This is a genomic window from Giesbergeria sp., assembly GCF_028686475.1.
Lineage (GTDB): Bacteria > Pseudomonadota > Gammaproteobacteria > Burkholderiales > Burkholderiaceae_C > Simplicispira.
Map to the genome: position 1 here is coordinate 64,292 of NZ_JAQUCA010000011.1, position 20,063 is coordinate 84,354.

Sequence of the window (20,063 nt, forward strand, 5' to 3'; positions counted from 1 at the left end):
GCCTTGACGCTAGGTGCGCTGTCAATGAAATCATCGTCACGCCCCTTGCTCTACACCTACCGTCGCTGCCCGTATGCGATGCGCGCCCGCATGGCCTTGCTGGTGGCCAATATTGCCTTTGACGCGCACGACATCATCCTGCGTGACAAGCCCGCCGCTATGCTGGCCATCTCACCCAAAGGAACAGTGCCGGTTCTTGTGCTGCCCGATGACCAAGTGCTGGAGCAAAGCTGGGACATTGTGCAATGGGCGCTAAGCCACCAGCAAGCCAGTGCTGAGGCAAAAAGTTGGTGGAGCAGGGCACAAACCCCAGACAACCTAGAGCTGCTGCACTGCAACGATGGCGACTTCAAACACCACCTAGACCGATATAAGTACCCAGAGCGATTCGCTGTTGAAGATAGCACCGGCGGCGGCGATAAAGCAATCGGCCACCGCGACCAAGCCGTGGCCGTGTTACTGGAGCCGCTAGAGCAGCGCTTGGCGCAACAACCGTTTTTGGGTGGCACTCAGCCTTGCGCCACCGATGTTGGCATCTTTCCGTTTGTCAGGCAGTTTGCTGCTATAAACCCGGCGTGGTTTGAGAATTTGCCACTCTGGAACATCAAAAGATGGCTTGCAGACTGGCTTCAAAGCCCTTTGTTTGAGGCTTGTATGCACAAATTACCCAGCAATGTCGCAGAGCCATTCCCGATGGCCATCAAGAAAAGCCCATTGGCGCATCTGCACAGACTGTGAAGACTACCTCTAGGTAAATTAATTTATTGAATCAAGCATAAGGCTTCGCTGAACAATGGGTAATTTTTTAAGTAATCAATGGTTTACCTGGGGCATCAACCTCATTTTTTTCTTGGCTATTGGGTACTCTTGTATCCGTGCCCTGAAAATAATGCGCCAAGGTGGCAGCTCAACCTATGTCGAATATGCGCCTTCCCTGATGACCTCTTTGGGACTCTTTGGCACCTTTGTCGGTATTCTGATAGGCCTATTAAATTTTGATACCAAGCACATCGATAGCAGCATTCCGACCCTGTTAGAAGGACTTAAAACTGCCTTCATTACCAGCATTATTGGTATGGCATTTGCCATTTTTTTCAAAATTAAACAAACCAACTACATTGACAATTTTAAAGCCGAACAAGCGAAACAAAATCCAAATACCCCTGAGGAAGTGGGTCCCAAAGAAATACATAACATCCTCACTAGAAACCAAGCCGCCCTCGTTATCATCGCTAAGGGGATTGGTGGTAACGATGAACGTTCGTTGGTCGCCCAATTGCAAATTTTGCGTACTGAAATCATCGACCTTCGTACTGCTATTACCCAGCGTCAGGAAAAATTTGAAACCAACCTCTGGGGCAAGCTAGATAAATTTGCTGAAATGCTCTCCAAATCTGCCACGCAGCAAGTCATTGATGCTTTACGACAGGTGATTGTTGATTTCAACCAAAAACTCACTGAGCAATTCGGTGAAAACTTCAAGCGGCTCGACGATTCTGTTAAAAAGCTGGTGGATTGGCAGGAAAATTATAAAGAGCAACTTAACCAAATGATACAGCTCTACCGTTTAGGCACTGAATCAATTGAATCCACCAATACTGCTGTAGCTTCTATTCGTACTGAAACTGCGAGAATCCCAGAAGATATGCAGCTCCTGAATCATGTTCTGACCATCAACCAACACCAAATTGATGAACTGACCGAGCATATCGAAGCCTTTGTAGCCATGCGTGACCAGGCTGTTCTTGCTGTACCTCAGCTTCAGCAAAAAGTAGAAGAAATTGGTTTGCAGCTTGTTGCCGGTAGCAATAAATTGAATTCCACTATTTTGCAAGGCAGCATTCAATTAGATGAACACCTTAGAAAAACTAACGAACACTTATCAAATTCTGCTGATACCATTGCAGAGCAAGTGGAACGCATTGCTGAAGATATGTTTGATGCCCTTAAAACTACAGCATCTAACACTGATAAAATCCGCACAGAAATAACAGATGCTATTACAGAGTCTTTGAGGGCTGTGGAAGAAAAATCAAAACAAATAGTCTCTACCAGCAGTGAAGCTACTCATGCACTTCTTGCACAATTGCAAAAAGCAGCAAATGCCTCTATCGATACCAGCAATAAGATGCGAACAGAAAATCAGAAAGTCGTTGATGATATTAACGCTACGATGGTGCAAAACGCCAATCGCTCTTTGCAGGCTGTAGAAAAACAAGTCCAAGAGGTTGTTAAGCATACGAACGAAGCCGTCAATTCGCAACTGCGCCAACTTGATGAAGCTTTAAGCCGACAATTAAACGCTGCCTTGACTGATTTAGGCTCATCTTTGGCATCGATTGCTAACCATCTGATGCAAACCTACCAACAAGGTCAAGCAGCCCAAAAAACCAAAGACCGTCAACTGCCACCTCCTTAAACAAGGCTTGTTCCATGGAAAAAATATTTGGTAAATCCACAGTCAAAGTGGACCATGAAACTTCCGACCATTGGGTCAGTGTCTCTGACCTAATGTCGGGCTTGATGATGATTTTTTTGTTCATCAGCATCGCTTTAATGCGCCATGCTCTAATTGAGCGTGATAAAATAAAAGAAGTGGCTGTAGCCTACCAAAACAATCAGGTAGCTCTCTACGAAGCACTCCATAAAGAATTTAAAAAAGATTTGGAAAAATGGAATGCTGGTATTGATAAAGAAACATTATCTTTTCAATTTAAATCCCCTGATATTCTGTTTGGTACTGGCTCTTTTACTATGACTACCCAATTCAAAGGAGTTTTGACAGAATTTTTTCCACGCTACATGAAGGTTTTACAGAAATTTCGCCAATCTATTAACGAAGTACGCATTGAAGGCCATACTAGCTCACGCTGGCACGCGAACAGCAGTGAAGAGGATGCCTACTTTAGAAACATGGAGTTGTCCCAAGCACGTACCCGGTCGGTGCTTTTTTTCGTTCAAAGCCTAGATGCAATAAAAGCCGAACAAAATTGGATTCGGCATAATATTGCAGCTGTCGGACTTTCTTCTAGCCGCTTAGTGGTATCAGAGGACGGTAAAGAAGATGCAGAAAAATCGCGCCGTGTTACTTTTCGCGTGATTACTAATGCGGAAACTCAAATTCGCAAACTCATTCAGGAATGAACCATGAAGCTCAAGTATGATTTTTCGGCTTTATGGAAAATCGTAGAAAACCTTGGTGCAGCTCCAGTTCCTTTTTCTCTAGCAGAACATGCTGCTATTCCTCTTATTGACATAGAATTAGAAAAAGGTATCGAAGTTGCGCTAGAAAATTTAGAAAATATCTCTGGACTAATCGCTTATGATGGGCGACAGGTTCTGTTATACATTCCAGACCAAGGAAGAAATATCCAAGATGTGTTGAATGGAAATAGAGATGTAGGAAAAAAATTTCATGTCGCCCATTGCAAAGCTTTAGAGGATATGAAAAAAGCAGGGCGCTTTGAACGATACATTGCTACAACAGATACCAGCGGCATATTTAATTTAACAGGCTCCAGCAACTCGACACATGAAATTCTGGACAGGGCTAGTTTATATGTGTGTCAATTTTGCCTGAATATGCTGAATTACAAGCAGGCAAAAGTAAATAAAAATGCACGCCAAATACGCGAAGCATTCAATTTGAATGAATTTTTTGAAACTTACTCCTCCTGCTTTCGCCATCTCCCAAGCAGAACCCATGTTACTCGTGGAGAATCTGTTTATTCTACCAACTGGAGTAAAATTTCAGAGAAACTTCGTTCAGCAAATGATTGGACATGTAGTGAATGTAGCGTAAATATGCTCAATCATAAAAATTTACTCCATGTACACCATATCAACGGAAATAAAGGCGATAACTTCTATAGTAATCTCAAAGTTTTATGTAAAGCCTGCCATCGGCTCCAACCACTGCACGATTCTTTACATATCACTTCACTAGAAATGCAAACTATCAACCAGTTGCGAAGGAAAAATGGATTTTTTAATGGAACTTGGGAACAGGCCTTGAAGTATGCAGACCCTGCATACCATGGCATTTTAGGTATTGCGCAATCAGCTGGCTGGCCACCACCAGAAATTCAATACCCTTTTGATACAATTCAACTAAGTCTTGATGTCGCTTGGCCAAGAAAAAAGATAGGATTAGTGCTATCTACATCAGAGTACCTGACCTATCCTTCGCCGTGGAAAATTCTCGACCTTGCCACTGCTGCAAATTTTAAGTTTTCTTCATCAAGCGTATTTACCTTTAACGTATACCGGTAGTGGAACAAAATTTTATAATTTTCTTAAATAGCACCTATGTTTGATTTCTTTTCAAAATGATTGATAGCTTAACAAAGGATAGGGCTGTTGATATTGAAAAGTGAAAGAGAATAACCAAAGAAGAATGTTGACATTAAAGAATATGCTTATGAAACAGCTAGAAAAAGTTGCTCTTTTCAAAGAATGAAGAGGATAAGAAACTAAAATAATTTTTAGCATTTAAAATTTTTTAACTAACATTAATTAAATTGCAAGTTACAAATTATTGCAAGTTCAGTAAATTGAAGCATCAAAAATTTGATTGCTAATACCGCTAGAATGCAAAGCGACTACCAAAGAATTTGTTCAAATTGAAAACTTTGCAGTGCTGAACAAAATTACTTTTTAACCATGCTGCCCTCCCTCCTTGCCCGTGACATCCAAACCGGCCTCAAGCAATTTCTGGTCTCGGCTTTTGAGCCAGCGGACACCTTCTGCAATGGCCTGATGGCCCGCTTTGTGGATGATGAAGCCGCGTGGCTCAAAGGGCCGTATGTGCAGCTGGGTTTGCCCTTTAGCAGTGGCCAAGCAGGGCGCACGTTCTTCCAGAGCTTCCAAACCGCCCACCCCGGCTACCAGCACCAAGAGCAAGCCTGGGAGCGTTTGTCCAGCAACCGCAAGGCCCAAAGCACCCTGGTAGCCACCGGCACGGGTAGCGGTAAAACCGAATGCTTTTTGTTCCCGGTGCTAGACCATTGCAGCCGTGCCCGTGCTGCCGGGGAGGCGGGCATTAAAGCCTTGGTCATTTACCCCATGAATGCACTGGCCTCGGACCAAGCCCGGCGCATTGCCGAGCTGGTGGCCAGCGTACCTGCCTTTGCTGGTTTGCGCGTAGGCTTGTATGTGGGCGGGCAGGCTGGCGCACCGGGCGAAGGGATGCTCATGAGCCCAAGCTCGGTGATTACCGACCGCGAAACCCTGCGTAAACACCCCCCTGACATCTTGTTGACCAACTACAAAATGTTGGACTACCTGATGCTGCGCCCCAAAGACCGGCGCATTTGGGCTATGAATGCCCCAGATAGCTTGCGCTACGTGGTGGTCGATGAACTGCACACCTTCGATGGCGCGCAAGGCACCGACTTAGCCTTGTTGCTGCGCCGCTTGCGCGCCCGGCTAAAGATACCCCAGAGCCACTTAATTTGTGCGGGTACCTCGGCTACCTTGGGCGGCTCCTCGGATACCGCGCCACTGCGCGATTACGCACGACAAATCTTCGGCGTGCCGTTTGATGAAGACGCTGTAGTCACCGAGAGCCGCCAATCGGTGGGCCTGTTTCTCGAAGATGCTACCGTCGATTACATGTTCAGCTTCCGGCCCGAATTGGTGGCCGCCTTGGAAGCGGGCCAGTACGCTGGCCCGCAAGCAGCAGTGGCAGCTTGGTTTAGGCTGTTCTTTCCCGATACACCGCCGCCTATTGATGTTGCCGCCCCAGAGTGGCGGCAACAGTTGGGCCGGCTGCTCAAGCAACACCAGCTTTTTGTTAACCTGCTCAAAATCGTCAAGGGTGGCGTGGTCAGCTACCGCGAACTGAGCGAATCGTTTGCGCGCAACATGCCTGCGGCCTCGCAGGCGCAAGTCGGGCAAGTGTTAGATGCCTTGCTGGTGCTTGTCGCTTGGGCCTTGGGCGAGAACCAACAGCCCTTGGTCACGCTACGCGTGCAGTTATGGGTGCGTGAATTGCGGCGCATGGTGGCCAAACTCAGCGTTGAGCCGCAGGACATTCGTTTCCGCAGCGAACGTGACCTGCCCGGTGAACGCGATGGCGTGTACTTGCCCTTGGTGCAATGCAGCCAATGCCGCACCACCGGTTGGATTTCAAGATTGGTGCAAGGCAGCAGCAAGTTATCGACCGAGCTCAATGAAATCTACAACACTTGGTTTGCCAAAAGGCCGGAAGCCACCCGTTTTTACGCTGCCTCCAGCATAGGCCACGGGCGTAGTCACGTTGAGGGTACGGTCAAGCGCGTTTGTATTTCTTGCGGCACCTTGCAACACGCACAAGATGAATGCGTGGCTTGCGGTCACAAGGAACTGCTGAGTATTTTTCAGGTCATGGCTCAGAAAACCCAGCTCAGGGGCAACACGCAGTTCACCCTGCACGACACCACCTGTCCGGCCTGCGGCGAGAGTGATGAGCTGCTATTGCTGGGGGCGCGCAACGCCACCTTGGGCTCCCAAGTGGTAGAAAGCAGTTGGGCTAGCGTTTTCAATGACGATAAAAAGCTGATTGCGTTTTCTGATTCGGTGCAAGATGCTGCCCACCGGGCGGGCTTTTTTGGTGCCAGAACCTACCTCAACAATGTACGCACCGCCCTAGCGCACCTGATTGACGAAATTAGCCCTAACGCGCAAGGCATGGGCTGGAGTGATTTTCTGGAGGCTATGGCGCGCAGCTTTGAAACCCCAGGCTCCGTGCTGCACATGCCACCCGCACACTTGGTGGCCGAATTCATCGCCCCCAATATGACCTGGCAGCACGACTGGGTGGTGGGATTGTTGCAGCACCAGAGCCTACCCGCTCAAAGCCGCTTGCCCGAACGGGTTAAAAAGCGCCTGTTGTGGCAAGCCTACAGCGAATTTACCTATCTAAGCCAGCGTGGGCGCACCCTAGAGCGCATTGGCAAAGCAGTGTTAGCACCCCCTTGGCCGATGGTGTATGCAGTGGCTGGGCAGCTTTTACCGGTGTACCAAGAGCAGTATGGCACCCGTGGCCTTGAGCAACAAACCGTAGCCCAATGGTTATGGGGTATGTTGACCCACCTGCGCCGCCGAGGCGGGGTAATGCACACCGAGCTGGCCAATTATGCGGGTGACGGCAATGTGTATGCACTGATAAAAACCGCTGGCCGCAATGAGTGGCTGCCCAAGATGGGAGAAAGCACTCCCCGCCCTGTTTTTCTGACACAAGGCAACCAGCGTGACTTCGACAAGATTTCGGGCAGCAGTCGTACCTGGTACGAGCGCTGGGCTGAGGCGGTGTTGGGCCAACAAACCCTATTGGGCAAAGGCATGGCGGCGGCCATGTACGCCGAAGCACTCAAAGTATTGGCCTCCAGTGGCGTGTTGCTTAAAACCAGCCACCACCAAGGAGACACTTGGGCGCTCAACCCAAATGCCTTAGAGCTGCACACCACGGTCGCCTTTGTGGCCACCGAGGACAGCAAACGCCGCCTGACCGTGCCCCACTACATGGCCGAGCAATTACTCGGTATGCCATGCCTTGATGCACCCCAATTGCACTATGAGATGCTGTTGCCCCAAGCACGTAGCTGGTGGGCACAACGCTACAGCCAAGGCGACCTGCGCCGTGTGATTGCAGCAGAACACACCGGCCTATTGGAGCGCCAAACCAGAGAAGAGCTTGAAAAACGCTTCAAAAGCAAGCAGCCGCAGCCTTGGTTTGAAAACCTACTCTCTGCCACCCCTACCTTGGAGATGGGCGTGGACATTGGAGATTTATCTTCCGTCTTGCTGTGCTCCGTGCCGCCCAACCAAGCCAGCTTCTTGCAGCGCATAGGCCGCGCTGGGCGGCGTGATGGCAACGCAGTCACCACCACCTTGGCCGACGGCAGCAGCCCGCACGATTTGTACTTCTTCGCCGAAACCCAAGAAATGCTCAGTGGCGAAGTTGCGCCACCGGGGGTATTCTTGCAGGCCGCCGAAGTGCTGCGCCGCCAATTGTTCGCCTTTTGCATGGACGATTGGGTAGCCAACCTGAATAACGACAAAGCACTGCCCGAACAAACCTCGCAAGCACTCGATGCCATCGACCAAAACAAGCAAGAGCGCTTTCCTTACCTGTTTTGCGACTATGTGCTGCAACATGAGCAGCGGCTTTTCGATGCCTTTGTGCAAATGTTGGCACAGGATATGGATGAAGCGGTGCGCGCCCGCTTGCTGGACTTCATGCAAGGCCAAGGCGAAGCGGACGGCTTGCGCGTTTGCTTGGTCAAAGCATTGGAAGAGTTATTAGAAGAACGGCGCAGTTACAAAAAGCGCAAAGATGACCTGGACCGCGCCAAAACCAAGCTGCAACAAAAACCACAAGACGAGGCGACCAAAGATGAGATGGACAAACTGCTGCGCGAGCGTGACAAGTTGCTCGAACTCATCAAGGAAATCAACAACCGCGACCTGCTCAACACCCTAACAGATGCCGGGCTGATTCCAAACTATGCCTTTCCAGAGGCTGGGGTGGAACTCAAATCGGTACTCTGGCGCAAGCGTGCCAGTGATGAGCCGGGGCAGGGCGCTTATGTCACCTTAAACACCCTCAAATACGAGCGGCCAGCACAATCAGCGCTGTCAGAATTTGCCCCAGAAAACCGCTTCTATGCCAACCAAAGGCGCGTAGAGGTGGACCAAATCAACATGAACTTGGCCAAGGCCGAGGCGTGGCGCTTTTGCCCCTCTTGCAACCACATGCAGAACCTGGCCAAAGAGCCCGATATCCACCTGCAATGCCCGCGCTGCAACGACGCCATGTGGTCAGATGCTGCCCAGCGACGCACCTTGCTGCGTTTCAAGCAAGCCATTGCCAACAGCAATGACACCGAAGTGCGCATCGACGACAGCACCGAAGACCGAGAGCCCAAATACTATATTCGCCAGCTCATGGCCGATTTTGCGGCATCGGACATCCGCGAAGCGTGGCAGATTAACACCGGAGAGCTGCCCTTTGGGTTTGAATTCATCACCCGCGTTACCTTCCGCGATGTCAATTTCGGTGAATTAGCCAAGCCCGGCGAAGCATTCAAGGTGGCCGATAAAGAAGAAGCGCGGCCCGGATTTCGACTGTGCCAACACTGCGGCAAGGTGCAGAAAACCTTCAAGCGCAGTGGCACGGCATCGCAAGAGCAAATCCACAGCTTTGACTGCCCCAAACGCAACAGTGACGACCCCAGCAACCTGCTCGAATGCCTGTACCTGTACCGGGAGTTTGAATCGGAAGCACTGCGTATTTTGGTGCCGTATACCAAGAACGGGGTAGATGAGCGGGTAGTGCAGTCGTTCATGGCTGCGATGCAGCTGGGCTTAAAGAAACGCTTTGGCGGCAAAGTTGACCATCTGCGTATGGTGCTGCAAGATGAACCCGGAAAAGATGGCGGCCCAAAGCGTTTTTACGTGATGCTGTACGACTCGGTACCCGGCGGCACTGGCTATCTGCACCAACTGCTAGCCCAAGAAGCAGGCACTTTAATCCAAGTGCTGAACATGGCCTTGGCTGCTGTGGCCGACTGCTCGTGTCACGATGACCCAGAAAAAGATGGCTGTTACCGCTGTGTCTTCCAACACCGACTAGGCCGCAGCATGGAGCTGGTATCGCGTGATACCGCCAAAGACGTACTCGAAGAACTGGTGGGCGCATTAGACCAGCTTGAACGCGTTGCAACTATCTCCGAGATTTACATCAATCCGCACTTTGACTCGGTACTGGAGGCGCGTTTTATCGAAAGCCTCAAACGCTTAGGCGGTTGCAGTGCCATCCCCAAAGTCAAACTGGTCGGCGATGTGGTGCATGGCAAATCAGGCCATGTATTGGAAGTTGGTGGCCAACGCTACAAGATAGAGCCGCAGTGCTCCTTAGGCCCAGAGCAAGGCATCGCGGTACACAGCAAACCAGACTTTGTGATTTGGCCCTGGTCGTCCAACAGCCCGAGGCGTCCAATTGCCGTGTTCTGCGACGGCTGGGCGTATCACAAGGATTGTCTGAGGGAAGATGCCCTCAAACGCAGTGCCATTGTTGCCAGTGGCAAGTTTTGGGTTTGGTCAGTTACGCACAACGATGTGGCCTCTGCCCTGAAAGGGGAACTAGAAACCGACCTCGATTCCCCCCTAGCGACCATGTCGTGGCATAACGGAAGCAAAGCATCAGACCAAACACCCAGGGCACAAGAAAAGGCATTTACCCTGCATGCTATCGCTCGCCTGTTAAGTTGGCTTGGAACACCAGTGGAGTCTGCGGCAACCGACCCTGTGGTAAACCAGCTGCAGCGCAATGCCCTGTGGCATGGTTTCTTAATGGTGCCATCAGATGCCACGCAAATGGCCACCTACAAGTCCTTGATAGCGCAATGGTCAGATTGCCTGCCCAGTGAAGTGGTAACCGTTCAAAAAGGGTTTGCGCCCAGTGTTTCCGGCGGCAATGGCTGGTGCAAGCAATTTGGTCTCTGGCCTCTGAGCATGGACAGACTGGGCTTTGAAGGCAGTAAGAACTGGAGCGCACCGGGCGTGTTGGTTCTGGATGACAGTGCAGCACCGGACGAAGAAGCCTTACACCGGGCTTGGCGGCTATGGCTGCATATCTACAACACCAGCCAGACTCTGCCTGGCATGTGGCTTAGCACCGCATCTGGCCTCAAAGCGCACGACCCCACTCCATTGCTGGCAGTATCCAGCACGCAACAGGCAGCTTCTACCCACCAAAGCTCCCTCCACGGTGCTTGGGATGAAACTCTGGAGCAAGTCATGGAGCCATTGCGTGCTGGCTTGCAAAAACTAGCGCAAGCCGGTGCTGAAATTCCAGAGGTGAGCTACGAACTGCTGGATGCTAAGGGCAAAGTAGTGGCTGACTGCGAATTGTGTTGGGTGTCTGAGAAGCTGGTGCTTCTGCGTAACGACCAAGCAGACATGCTCGACCTATGGACAGCGCAGGCATGGAAAGTATTGCTATTGGATGAATCGATGACCAAGATAGATGAGGCTGCATGGTTCAACACCGTAGCGCAGCAGCTAGGCTTGACTTTGAGCACACAGGAGTAACGTAATGGCCCTCAAACCCAAAGTTGCTTTGAGCAACGATTTCCTGCTGCAACTGTCCAAATTGCCTGCCAAAATGCACAGCAAAATCATGAAGTGGGCAACGCAATTCCAAGCCGACCCCACCAGCACGGGCATCAACTACGAGAACATCCACAGTGCCCGAGATGCCAACCTCAAATCTGTCAGGCTCGATGACGATTGGCGTGGCATCATTTTCAAACCACCCACGGGCGACGTGTATGTGCTGCTCTATGTAGACCACCACGATGGTGCTTACCGCTGGGCAAAGAACCGTAAATTAGCCATCAACCCAGTCACAGGCGCGATGCAACTGGTCAATTTGGAGCAAGTGACCGAACCAGCAACCCAAGCTACACCTTTAGCCGCCACGGTGCCCGAGCCAACATCCTTGGCCACAGCAAGCACCCTGACAGCGCCGCTATTTGCTGAGTTCTCGGACCATCAGTTGATGAGTCTCGGCGTTCCAGCCGAGTTGCTGAAAATGGTGCGCTGCGTGATGTCGGATGCACAGCTCGATGCCCTACAAGCTCAATTGCCCGTGGAGGCCTATGAAGGCCTGTTCCTGCTGGCTGCTGGTGATGACATTGAAGGCATCTTGAAGGCTCGGGAAACGGACGCCAACGCTCAGATTGACCTAGAAGACTTTGCGACTGCCCTCAACACGCCCGAATCGCAATCCAGGTTTAAGGTAGTCAGTGATGACGAAACCTTACTGTCCATTCTGAACGCCCCACTGGCGCAGTGGCGGGTCTTTCTACACCCAACACAAAAGAAGCTGGCTGAAGGTGACCGCAGTGGCCCGGTACGTGTGCTGGGTGGCGCTGGTACCGGTAAAACAGTGTTGGCCATGCACCGCGCCAAGTGGCTGGCTGAACACAGAACCCCTGCCGGTCAAAAGGTGCTGCTGACGACCTTCACACGCAACCTGTCCAGCGATATCGAACAAAACCTGAAAACCCTGTGTGAGCCAGAGGTACTCAAACGCCTGGAAGTGACCAATCTTGATGCTTGGGTGCATGCGTATATGCGCAAACAAAAGCTGGAACACCGGATTGTGTACGACCGCAAGCAAGAAGGAGCAGCGCAGGCGTGGCAATCAGCGATGGCTGTTCGCGATACCAGCTTAGACCTGCCCAATGACTTCTACGAGCAAGAGTTCGAACAAATCGTGCTGGCTCAAGGCATTACGACCTTGGAAGAATACCGCATCGCTCGCAGAATTGGGCGCGGTGTTGTGTTAAGTCGCAGCAAACGAGATGCCGTCTGGCCAGTCTTTGATGAGTACCGGGGGCAACTGGCCTCCAGAAAGCTCAAAGATGTCAACGATGCTTACCGCGAAGTAGCACACATGCTAACCAACGGTCGACAAGCAAGCACCAGCTACAGTGGCATCATTGTCGATGAAAGCCAAGATTTTGGTCCGCAAGCACTCAAACTCATCCGAGCCATGATTGCCCCAGACCCAAACGACTTGTTTTTTGTCGGTGATGGTCATCAGCGCATTTACAACCGCAACAAAGCGGCGATGAGCCAATGCGGCATTGACATCCGTGGACGCTCAAAAAAGCTCTATATCAACTACCGCACAACGGATGAAATTCGGCGCCAAGCAGTGGCTCTGCTCGAAGGTGTAGAAATTGATGACTTAGACAATGGGCAAGATGAAAGCCAACGCTACCGCTCACTGTCACACGGCCCAGTGCCGTCAGTGTTGCATGTGGATGGCTTGGAAAAAGCTTTCATCGAAATTTTGCAATTTCTGCAACAAGGACACCACAGCGAAGAAGCCCATCCAGGGCTTACATACTGTGTGATTGCCTCCAGTGAAAAAACCCGTGATGCACTGGCCAAACAGTTGCAAGCAGCGGGAGTTCGCACGATAAACATCACAGCACAAAGCAACCATACCGATGAACGCAACGTCGTCTATATGTCAACGATGCACCGCGCCAAAGGACTGGAGTTTGATTGTGTAGCGGTAGTGGCTCCGCAAAGCTATCTGAGCGAAAAATCCAAAGAAAGCAATCAGCGCCAGTTGATGTACGTCGCATTAACTCGGGCGAAGCGAGGGGCGGTTTTGGTTCTGACTTGATGGCTGCTAGGGTTTGGAGCGCTTGCAATGCACCCGGAGCAAGTAACATTGCCGCGAGACAAGACTGGTTTCAGGCCCCCGGCTCTACACGCTACTGGAACCCCTACTTGGAAGATCCCTGTAGATCTCACGGCGCGTGACGTTGTGCTTGGTAAACTATAGAAACTATTTCTATATAATGCCAGCATGACGACCAAACAGTGCTTTCGCAACAACAAGTACCGGCTGGAGGTGCGCGAACGCGACCACGGCCCAGCGCATTGCCATCTGGTGGGTGGCGAGGTGGACGTCATCATTTACTTTGATACCTTGGCTACTGATGGCGTATGGCCGCGCGGCCTGCGTGCTGAAGTCATGCAATGGGTTGAGGTCAACTTGGCTGATCTATGGAAAGAGTGGCTCACATGGCACACATGAAACGCGCCCGTCTAGCGGGCATTGAGGTTTTGGCCGAGTTCAAGATGCGCTTGAAATTTGTCGATGGCGAGGTCTACATACTGGACTTCAAACCATTGTTTGATGAGTCGCCCGGCCTCGCACGGTTGTGCGATTCCAAGGTCTTCGCCACGGCCACACTGATTGACGGCGAAGGCTGGACAGTGGAGTGGCCAGCCCTGGACATTCAAATTGGTGCTGACACGCTATGGCTGGATGCGCAAGCACAGAACGCCGCTGATGAGAACACACGCATCTTTGCCCAATGGCGCGCTCGTTATGGTTTGAGTCTGTCTCAAGCTGCCCAAGCACTGGGAATGACATCACGCACCATTAGCGCCTATGGCACTGGTGCGCGGCCTGTGCCACGTTACATCGCGCTGGCCTGCAAGGGCTGGGAGGTGGAGCACCACCGCCGGGTGGCTTGACCTTGTCCTATACCCAAAGGTCTTGGCCCGCTGGCGGGCCAGTGGGAAGGGCGGGCACTGCACCGATCTAAAGCCTACGTTGATTTTTTGGGCAGGAAAAGAAAAGCGCATTTTTCGGGGCCGCCTCAGAAAACGGAAAATAAAGCACGCTAAGCCGTGCGACCCGCTGGCAAGATCTGGCGTGATGCTGGCGGTGTCAGACTGATGTGTACCTCAGCTGGGCGTCAGGTGCACGCCCTGATTTCGTCAGATTAGGGGCCGTTTCCGGCCTTGTCTGACGCTCTCGGCGCAACTTCTTAGGCTTCAACCTGACATTCCAGCCGTTAGCGTGCTTTATTTTCCGTTTTCTGAGACGACCCCATCTAGCTTAGCGCGTACGATTTTTTCCGAATTCTGAGACGACCCCAATACAAAGGGAGTTTCCACTTCCAGAGGTGTTTCAGGACATGTCGAGATCGTAATTCATAATCGAACACAAGACACGCGCTGCGAAAGCATCACCGTCTTTCGGTTACTGTTTCGGCCAAGATGAGCCCAGCTACGCATTCAGTCAGGATCTACGATGAATAACGAGTACCAGAAAGCCCTAGTCCAATCCGTCAGCGTCTGTCCTATCTGGCCGGCCGAAGCCACACGGAAAATCGGTCAAATGATCGGCGAGATCAATCAGGCCAATTCCATCATGGGCAATATTTCGGCTACCGCGCAAAACGCTGCGATCAAAGGGGGCTTCGCCGCCGAAACCTTTCACGCAGAATCCTTCAATCTGGATGCGATCCTGAAAGACAAGGACGTGCGTGCCTTGACCGACAGCTTCAAGCAAACCCCGCTGACGCGCAACGATCCGACTTACGACATCGTGGTGATGAAGGATGGCGAGCAGATGCTGGGTGCGCAACTGAAGTATTTCAAGGACGCAGACGCGACACAGAATGCCTTCCGTTCGACCCGCGACGGCATTCACCGTTACGAGCAGGCTGACCGCTTCATCGGCCCGTCCGATCAAATCGAGGGCATTCGTGCGTCCGCTCACAAGACCGTGCTGAAGAATCAACAAACCCGCCCCGAGGTGGCGCGCGCGGCCGAGAAAGTGCGCGACAACACGGTCGGCCAGATCGAGGTAGACGGCGTGCAGTCTACCCCGCTCAGTAAGACTGAGGCTGAGCAACTCGGTGCTGGCACGCATCAAGGCAAGGATATGCACCAGCGCATACAGGAAGGCTATCTGAACAAGGCCACGGTTCAGCAGAGCCTGCGCGCGGCCGGCTCGGCGGCCGTCATCACGGCGGTGACGGCAGGCTGCATCAACACGTTCCAGAGCATCAAGCTGGTGCGCGATGGCGAACTAAACACCGAGCAGGCGGCGCTGCGTATCCTGCGTGACACTGCGATCGCGGCAGGTGATAGTGCCCTGAAAGCCGGTGCAGCCACCGCCAGTGTCAGCCTCGCGGCGCGATCGCTGCCGTCTCTGTTCTCGGGTTCGGCGTTCCAAACCAGCCTGGCCAGCGGCGCGATCGCCGGCACGACAGTCTGCGCCGTGGATCTGGTGCAATGTCTGGTGCTATTCGCAGCCGGCAAGATGACGCGCGACGAGCTGGAAACGCGCACAGGCAAGAATATTTTCCAAACCGGCGCAGCTGTGGTTGGTGCCTCGATGGGCTGCTCGATCGGTGCGCTGGGCGGCCCGGTGGGCATGCTGATCGGCAGCCTAGTGGGCGGGATGATCACTTCGCTGGCGATGAATATCGCGCTCGACAATCACTTCGAGAAGCCGTTCCAGCTGACCCTGGCAGCCACGGAGCAGGTGGTGGCGATCGGTGTGCACGCGCATGATGCCTTGCAGTACCTGCAACATTCGCAGGAGTATTTCGCGGAGTTTCATCGGGGGCTCGTGTTGTCCGAGCGCCATTTCGAGCAGCAAATCAAGACCATGCACGCACAGAGCATGCGCTTGAAAAACAAGATCAACAATCTCTGAGATATCAAGATGAATCAAGCCAGCCTGAGCGAAGCCGAACAGATTTTCGGGGCGCCGCTCGACAGTTCGGAACTCACTGCGATCAATCAGCTCGTCGAAAAGCATCGAGCTAATGCCGCCGTCACACAGCAATTGGCGATGGATGCCTCGCGGCTTGTCACGGCCAGCCAAGAGCGCCTGGCGCGCCAGTTGGAGGCTGGTTTCTTCAAGCGCCTGGCCCATTCGGTCAGCGGCAAGACTAGCGAAAATCAGGCGCTGAACCAGGCGGATATGCTGCAGATGCAGCGCTTTGCTTGGCATTACCTGCAGCAATTGCAACAGCAGAATCTAATCACAGCGCAAGGCATTGCGGTGATCCGCAACAACCTCGGCACGATGAACGAAGTGATCATCGAAACCCGAGATTTTCTCGAGCAGGCGGTCGACAGAATCGATCAGCGTCTGCGGCGTCTCGAGGACAACACGAATTTCAGCAATTGGGCACTCAATATCGAGGCCAACAAGCGCCGCTTCGCGCCGATCCCCAAGAACTTACTGGTTCTGCGGCTTGCCTATGATTTCCTGCGTCAGCATCCGGGCGCGATGCTGACCGGCCGCGACATCGGCAATTACCTCGTTACCACGCTGGAAAAGCTTGGGGTGAATTGCGACGAAACCCTGCGCCTGCTCGATTTCATCAATGATTTGATCGATCAGATCGGCTATGTGGGCCTCGATCAATACCGCGCCACCGTCGCGCTGTCGACCGATGAGCACGGCATCGATTCGGCCTATATCCAAAATTCGATTTCCGGCGTCGGCTTCAATGCGCTTTATTTCCTGGCCGATCACTACGTGAAAATCGCCGACTTGATCGGCGATCCGGAGTTGTGCCCCAGCGACGCGGCGCGCGAGAAAATCATCGCAAAATTCTTCGGTCAGGAGCTGAACGGCCTAGCTACGACCTACAGCATTCGGGATCTGATCTGCGAAATCATCAGCGGCGGCCAACTGGCGATTGCGGTGTATCGCGATGAGCACAGACTCGACGTGCCGCCAGAGGCACCAGCTCTGGACACGGAAGCCGCGTCGGAGCAGATCGCGCTTGTGTCGTCGCTGCCGGACATCACCGTGCACAGTTTCCTCGACGCCTGCGGCAGCAACCAAGCCAAGCGCGATTACCTGCTGCTGCTGGCTTTGTGCGTGGACAACGCCGCGGCGCTGAGCAGCCCGGCGCGCGAATTCATCGCGTTGCTGGCAGACCATGCCGGCACGCCCGAGCTGCTCCAGGATGTGCTCGAGCTAGCCGACAATCCACGCAAGGCGCTGCACTGCCAGCCGATTATGCAGGCCTTGCTCGACGACGAGAACAAGAAAGCCACCTGGCTGCTCGATGCCTTCTTCCTGTTGACGCTCGCGCAAAAGCCGATCGAAAGCCCGGCGATCAAGATCGTGCTCGGGCTCCTCAAGCCGACGAATCTGAAGGACATCTTGCCTAGCCTGCTGCTAATGGTGAACGGCGAGGACTCCGCCGCCGTGCTCCACGCCGCCCAGCAGTTGAACGCAAGCACGCAGGGCTGGAAGAACCTGGTGCGCTATCGCGCGCTGCGTTTCGATGCCTACTATTCCAAGGTGCTCAAGCAGTTGAGCGTGGCCGGTTGGGCCAATCTGCAGATCACGGTGGAAATCGGCAGCGTGTCCATGAAGGCCATGGAATATGCGTTCTACATGCCCTCGTCCGACGGCGGTTTCCTGAGCGGTGTGCTGGACAAGGCCGGCTCCGCCGCCTGCAGCCTCGGGCGGCGTTTGGCGCTGTCGAGCCTGAACGAAATCCGGAAGAAGGCACGCGATTTCTTGTCGGAGCATCAATCAGCGCTGTACGTGGCGAACAGCCAGATTGCCCACTGGAATCTGCCCACATTCGAATTCTCGAACGACATCGCTTATTCGGATTACGTGCTGGACGACTCCACCGACAACGAAGACTGGGGCGACCAGTTCCAGCGCTACTACAACCAGATCGAACACACGCTCAATGCATTTTCCTGCGTGTGCACCGAAGCCTCTGAGCAGCTTGAGTTTTTCGTCAAGGGCGACTTCGATTCCTCGGTCATCGCGATCAAGGAACGCAAACGGGCGGAATGGCAGCAGAAGCAAGCGTTGGAACAGTTGAAGATGCAGTCGGTGACGATAGTGAAGGACGGCGAGCCCTGCCTGCTTGGCCTCGAATGGCAGCAAGTCACGCAGCCGCCGTGCGAAGCGGAGAAGATTACTTACATCCGCACTGACGGCAAGTTCTGGCTGGTGGTGGCCTGCATCGATTCCAAGGACCGCTTCTATCGCAGCGAAGACGGCTTGCAGTGGCAGGAGGTGTGGCTTGATGCGCCCGAATGCGAGGTCAGCCTGAACAAGCTCGAGATCGTCAACGGCGTGTGGATCGCGTGGAACCGCTCCTGGTCGTGCGCTTCGCGCCCCGAGGGGTTTTATTACTCGCGCGACGCATTGAACTGGCAACACAGTGCCGGCCCGGCACCCGCGAACAACAGCGATCTGTCGCTCAATGACGGCAAATTGTCTTATCAGGACATCGTGTATTTCAATGGCATGTGGCTATGGACCGCGACGAAATACCGGCGTTACAGCTATGTCGAAAAAGGCTTCTTTTCCGACACCACCAAGTCGGGCTCGTATGCGCAAACCCTCGTGTTCCGCGGGGCCGATCTCGCCGGCCCTTGGGAGCCCTGGGATCAGACACCGCGTACCGGCGAGGGCGTGGTTATCGAACGGATCTGCTCCCTGCCCGGCCGCAATGGCTTGCTGGCGTTCTGCAAATACGACTGGTCGTACATGCACGACAACAAGAAGCCCGAGCAGCCGCCGTTCGTCATGTATTACGGCGCGGCCAAAGCGTGGCAAAAATGCGAATGGGAGAGCAGCTCGCACTACACCGCGTCCAGCACGACATCGGTTCACCTCGGTTCGGGCGGCGGGCTGATGTGCATAGCGTCGGAACTGTTCACCTCCGACAAGGGCTATGCGTGGACGCATCGCGACACGCCGATTCACATCGACCAATGCTTCGCGCTGCAAGACCTGAGCCTGATTACCTCGAGCAGTGGTAGAACGATGCTGGTGAGCCAGGATGACGGGCTCAGCTTTAAGAAACTAAGCATGGAGGACGGCCACTGGAACCACCTTACCGCCAACGACACGAACCTGCTGGCCGTGTACTACGAGAACCGGCACGAGGAAACCGTGCTGCGCATCGGAAGCTACCGCTACCTGCCGCCTCAGTCCTAATCTACGCTGGCCCCTCCCGGATCACGCGGCAGCCACGAGCGACCGCGATCATTTGAGCCGTCAATCTCGATTATTCGACGTCAGACAGTGGAAACAGTGGCAGTGTCGACAAGTGAACGCAGGTGTTCATCAAGCAGCTTTGCAATGTGCCCGCCAGAGATAAGCACGCCAGCCTACATGTTCTTTTCCATGGCGTGCCCGGTGAGGTTGGGGGACTAAGCCGGAACCCCAGAAATTTCCGTCAACTTGGGGTAGAACAAGCAGTCGTGTCACCAGCCGCCATTTCAGTGTCGGAAAAGGTATTGCACTGGATTTCCGTCTATTGAGGCAATCCGACAGGGTTTGACGTACATGTTTTGACCCTGTTTCAGGGTGTTTGAGGCACTACGCGAAGGCCAAGCGGAAAACACTTGTTTCACGACACCTCGCCTGCAAACGTAGGCCGATTCATTGGTGCTACAGCGACCCCTACCAGGCCAGATGGCGGCTGGTGACACGACTGCGCTTGTTCTACCCCAACTTGGTTAGCAGATAGCAGCACTGTGGTCACATGGGTGTTGATTGGCAATCCAAGAATGCTGGATCAATCTGGTGCTGGGGTCGCTGTAGAAAACGGAATTTAAAGTACGTTAAGCCTACCGAAGCGTTTTTCAGATGTTGGTTGTTGTGGCTTTGGCCGGTTGTAGCGCAGCATACAAAGCTGTTTTTCCAATCTTGAGTCGTGCTGCGGCTTCCCGGACGTTCAAGCCGTTAG

10 protein-coding genes are annotated in these 20,063 nt (G+C 53.1%); all 10 read left to right on the forward strand.

From position 1 onward, the window contains the following. The first annotated feature begins 24 nt into the window (after positions 1 to 24). The 10 genes from PHX60_RS09485 to PHX60_RS09530 all read left to right on the forward strand — a co-directional run bounded on the left by PHX60_RS09485 (position 25) and on the right by PHX60_RS09530 (position 19,309). A complete protein-coding gene (locus PHX60_RS09485; RefSeq protein ID WP_300077031.1) occupies positions 25 to 738 on the forward strand; it encodes a glutathione S-transferase in 714 nt (237 codons plus the stop codon). A gap of 55 nt (positions 739 to 793) precedes the next feature. Continuing rightward, positions 794 to 2,419 (forward strand): MotA/TolQ/ExbB proton channel family protein, encoded by a 1,626-nt coding sequence (locus tag PHX60_RS09490; protein WP_300077032.1) that lies wholly within the window; start codon positions 794 to 796, stop codon positions 2,417 to 2,419. Positions 2,420 to 2,433: 14 nt separating this feature from the next. Next, positions 2,434 to 3,144 (forward strand): OmpA family protein, encoded by a 711-nt coding sequence (locus PHX60_RS09495; RefSeq protein WP_300077033.1) that lies wholly within the window; start codon positions 2,434 to 2,436, stop codon positions 3,142 to 3,144. A 3-nt stretch (positions 3,145 to 3,147) separates the two neighbouring features. Continuing rightward, positions 3,148 to 4,272 carry a hypothetical protein gene (locus tag PHX60_RS09500; protein WP_300077034.1) on the forward strand — a complete coding sequence of 375 codons (1,125 nt, stop codon included), beginning with the start codon at positions 3,148 to 3,150 and terminating at the stop codon, positions 4,270 to 4,272. A 390-nt stretch (positions 4,273 to 4,662) separates the two neighbouring features. Further along, complete coding sequence (locus PHX60_RS09505) at positions 4,663 to 11,076, forward strand: DEAD/DEAH box helicase (RefSeq protein WP_300077035.1); 6,414 nt, start codon at positions 4,663 to 4,665, stop codon at positions 11,074 to 11,076. A 4-nt stretch (positions 11,077 to 11,080) separates the two neighbouring features. Continuing rightward, positions 11,081 to 13,189 (forward strand): UvrD-helicase domain-containing protein, encoded by a 2,109-nt coding sequence (locus PHX60_RS09510; protein WP_300077036.1) that lies wholly within the window; start codon positions 11,081 to 11,083, stop codon positions 13,187 to 13,189. A gap of 186 nt (positions 13,190 to 13,375) precedes the next feature. After that, positions 13,376 to 13,606: a hypothetical protein gene (locus tag PHX60_RS09515; protein WP_300077037.1), complete on the forward strand. Its 231-nt coding sequence runs from the start codon at positions 13,376 to 13,378 to the stop codon at positions 13,604 to 13,606. Beyond that, positions 13,594 to 14,052 carry a DUF2442 domain-containing protein gene (locus tag PHX60_RS09520; RefSeq protein WP_300077038.1) on the forward strand — a complete coding sequence of 153 codons (459 nt, stop codon included), beginning with the start codon at positions 13,594 to 13,596 and terminating at the stop codon, positions 14,050 to 14,052. Before PHX60_RS09515 ends, PHX60_RS09520 begins: the two co-directional genes overlap by 13 nt. A gap of 562 nt (positions 14,053 to 14,614) precedes the next feature. Beyond that, complete coding sequence (locus PHX60_RS09525; protein ID WP_300077039.1) at positions 14,615 to 16,030, forward strand: hypothetical protein; 1,416 nt, start codon at positions 14,615 to 14,617, stop codon at positions 16,028 to 16,030. Between the two features lie 9 nt (positions 16,031 to 16,039). Next, the gene (locus tag PHX60_RS09530; RefSeq protein WP_300077040.1) at positions 16,040 to 19,309 is read left to right on the forward strand and encodes a hypothetical protein; all 3,270 of its coding nucleotides are present in this window, start codon (positions 16,040 to 16,042) and stop codon (positions 19,307 to 19,309) included. The last annotated feature ends 754 nt before the right edge of the window (positions 19,310 to 20,063 follow it).

What these genes read in the sequence shown, in the direction of transcription:
- PHX60_RS09495 (WP_300077033.1), top strand. Translation starts at nt 2,434, where the DNA reads ATGGAAAAAATATTTGGTAAATCCACAGTCAAAGTGGACCATGAAACT.
- PHX60_RS09510 (WP_300077036.1), top strand. Translation starts at nt 11,081, where the DNA reads ATGGCCCTCAAACCCAAAGTTGCTTTGAGCAACGATTTCCTGCTGCAA.
- PHX60_RS09500 (WP_300077034.1), top strand. Translation starts at nt 3,148, where the DNA reads ATGAAGCTCAAGTATGATTTTTCGGCTTTATGGAAAATCGTAGAAAAC.
- PHX60_RS09515 (WP_300077037.1), top strand. Translation starts at nt 13,376, where the DNA reads ATGACGACCAAACAGTGCTTTCGCAACAACAAGTACCGGCTGGAGGTG.
- PHX60_RS09505 (WP_300077035.1), top strand. Translation starts at nt 4,663, where the DNA reads ATGCTGCCCTCCCTCCTTGCCCGTGACATCCAAACCGGCCTCAAGCAA.
- PHX60_RS09525 (WP_300077039.1), top strand. Translation starts at nt 14,615, where the DNA reads ATGAATAACGAGTACCAGAAAGCCCTAGTCCAATCCGTCAGCGTCTGT.
- PHX60_RS09490 (WP_300077032.1), top strand. Translation starts at nt 794, where the DNA reads ATGGGTAATTTTTTAAGTAATCAATGGTTTACCTGGGGCATCAACCTC.
- PHX60_RS09485 (WP_300077031.1), top strand. Translation starts at nt 25, where the DNA reads ATGAAATCATCGTCACGCCCCTTGCTCTACACCTACCGTCGCTGCCCG.
- PHX60_RS09520 (WP_300077038.1), top strand. Translation starts at nt 13,594, where the DNA reads ATGGCACACATGAAACGCGCCCGTCTAGCGGGCATTGAGGTTTTGGCC.
- PHX60_RS09530 (WP_300077040.1), top strand. Translation starts at nt 16,040, where the DNA reads ATGAATCAAGCCAGCCTGAGCGAAGCCGAACAGATTTTCGGGGCGCCG.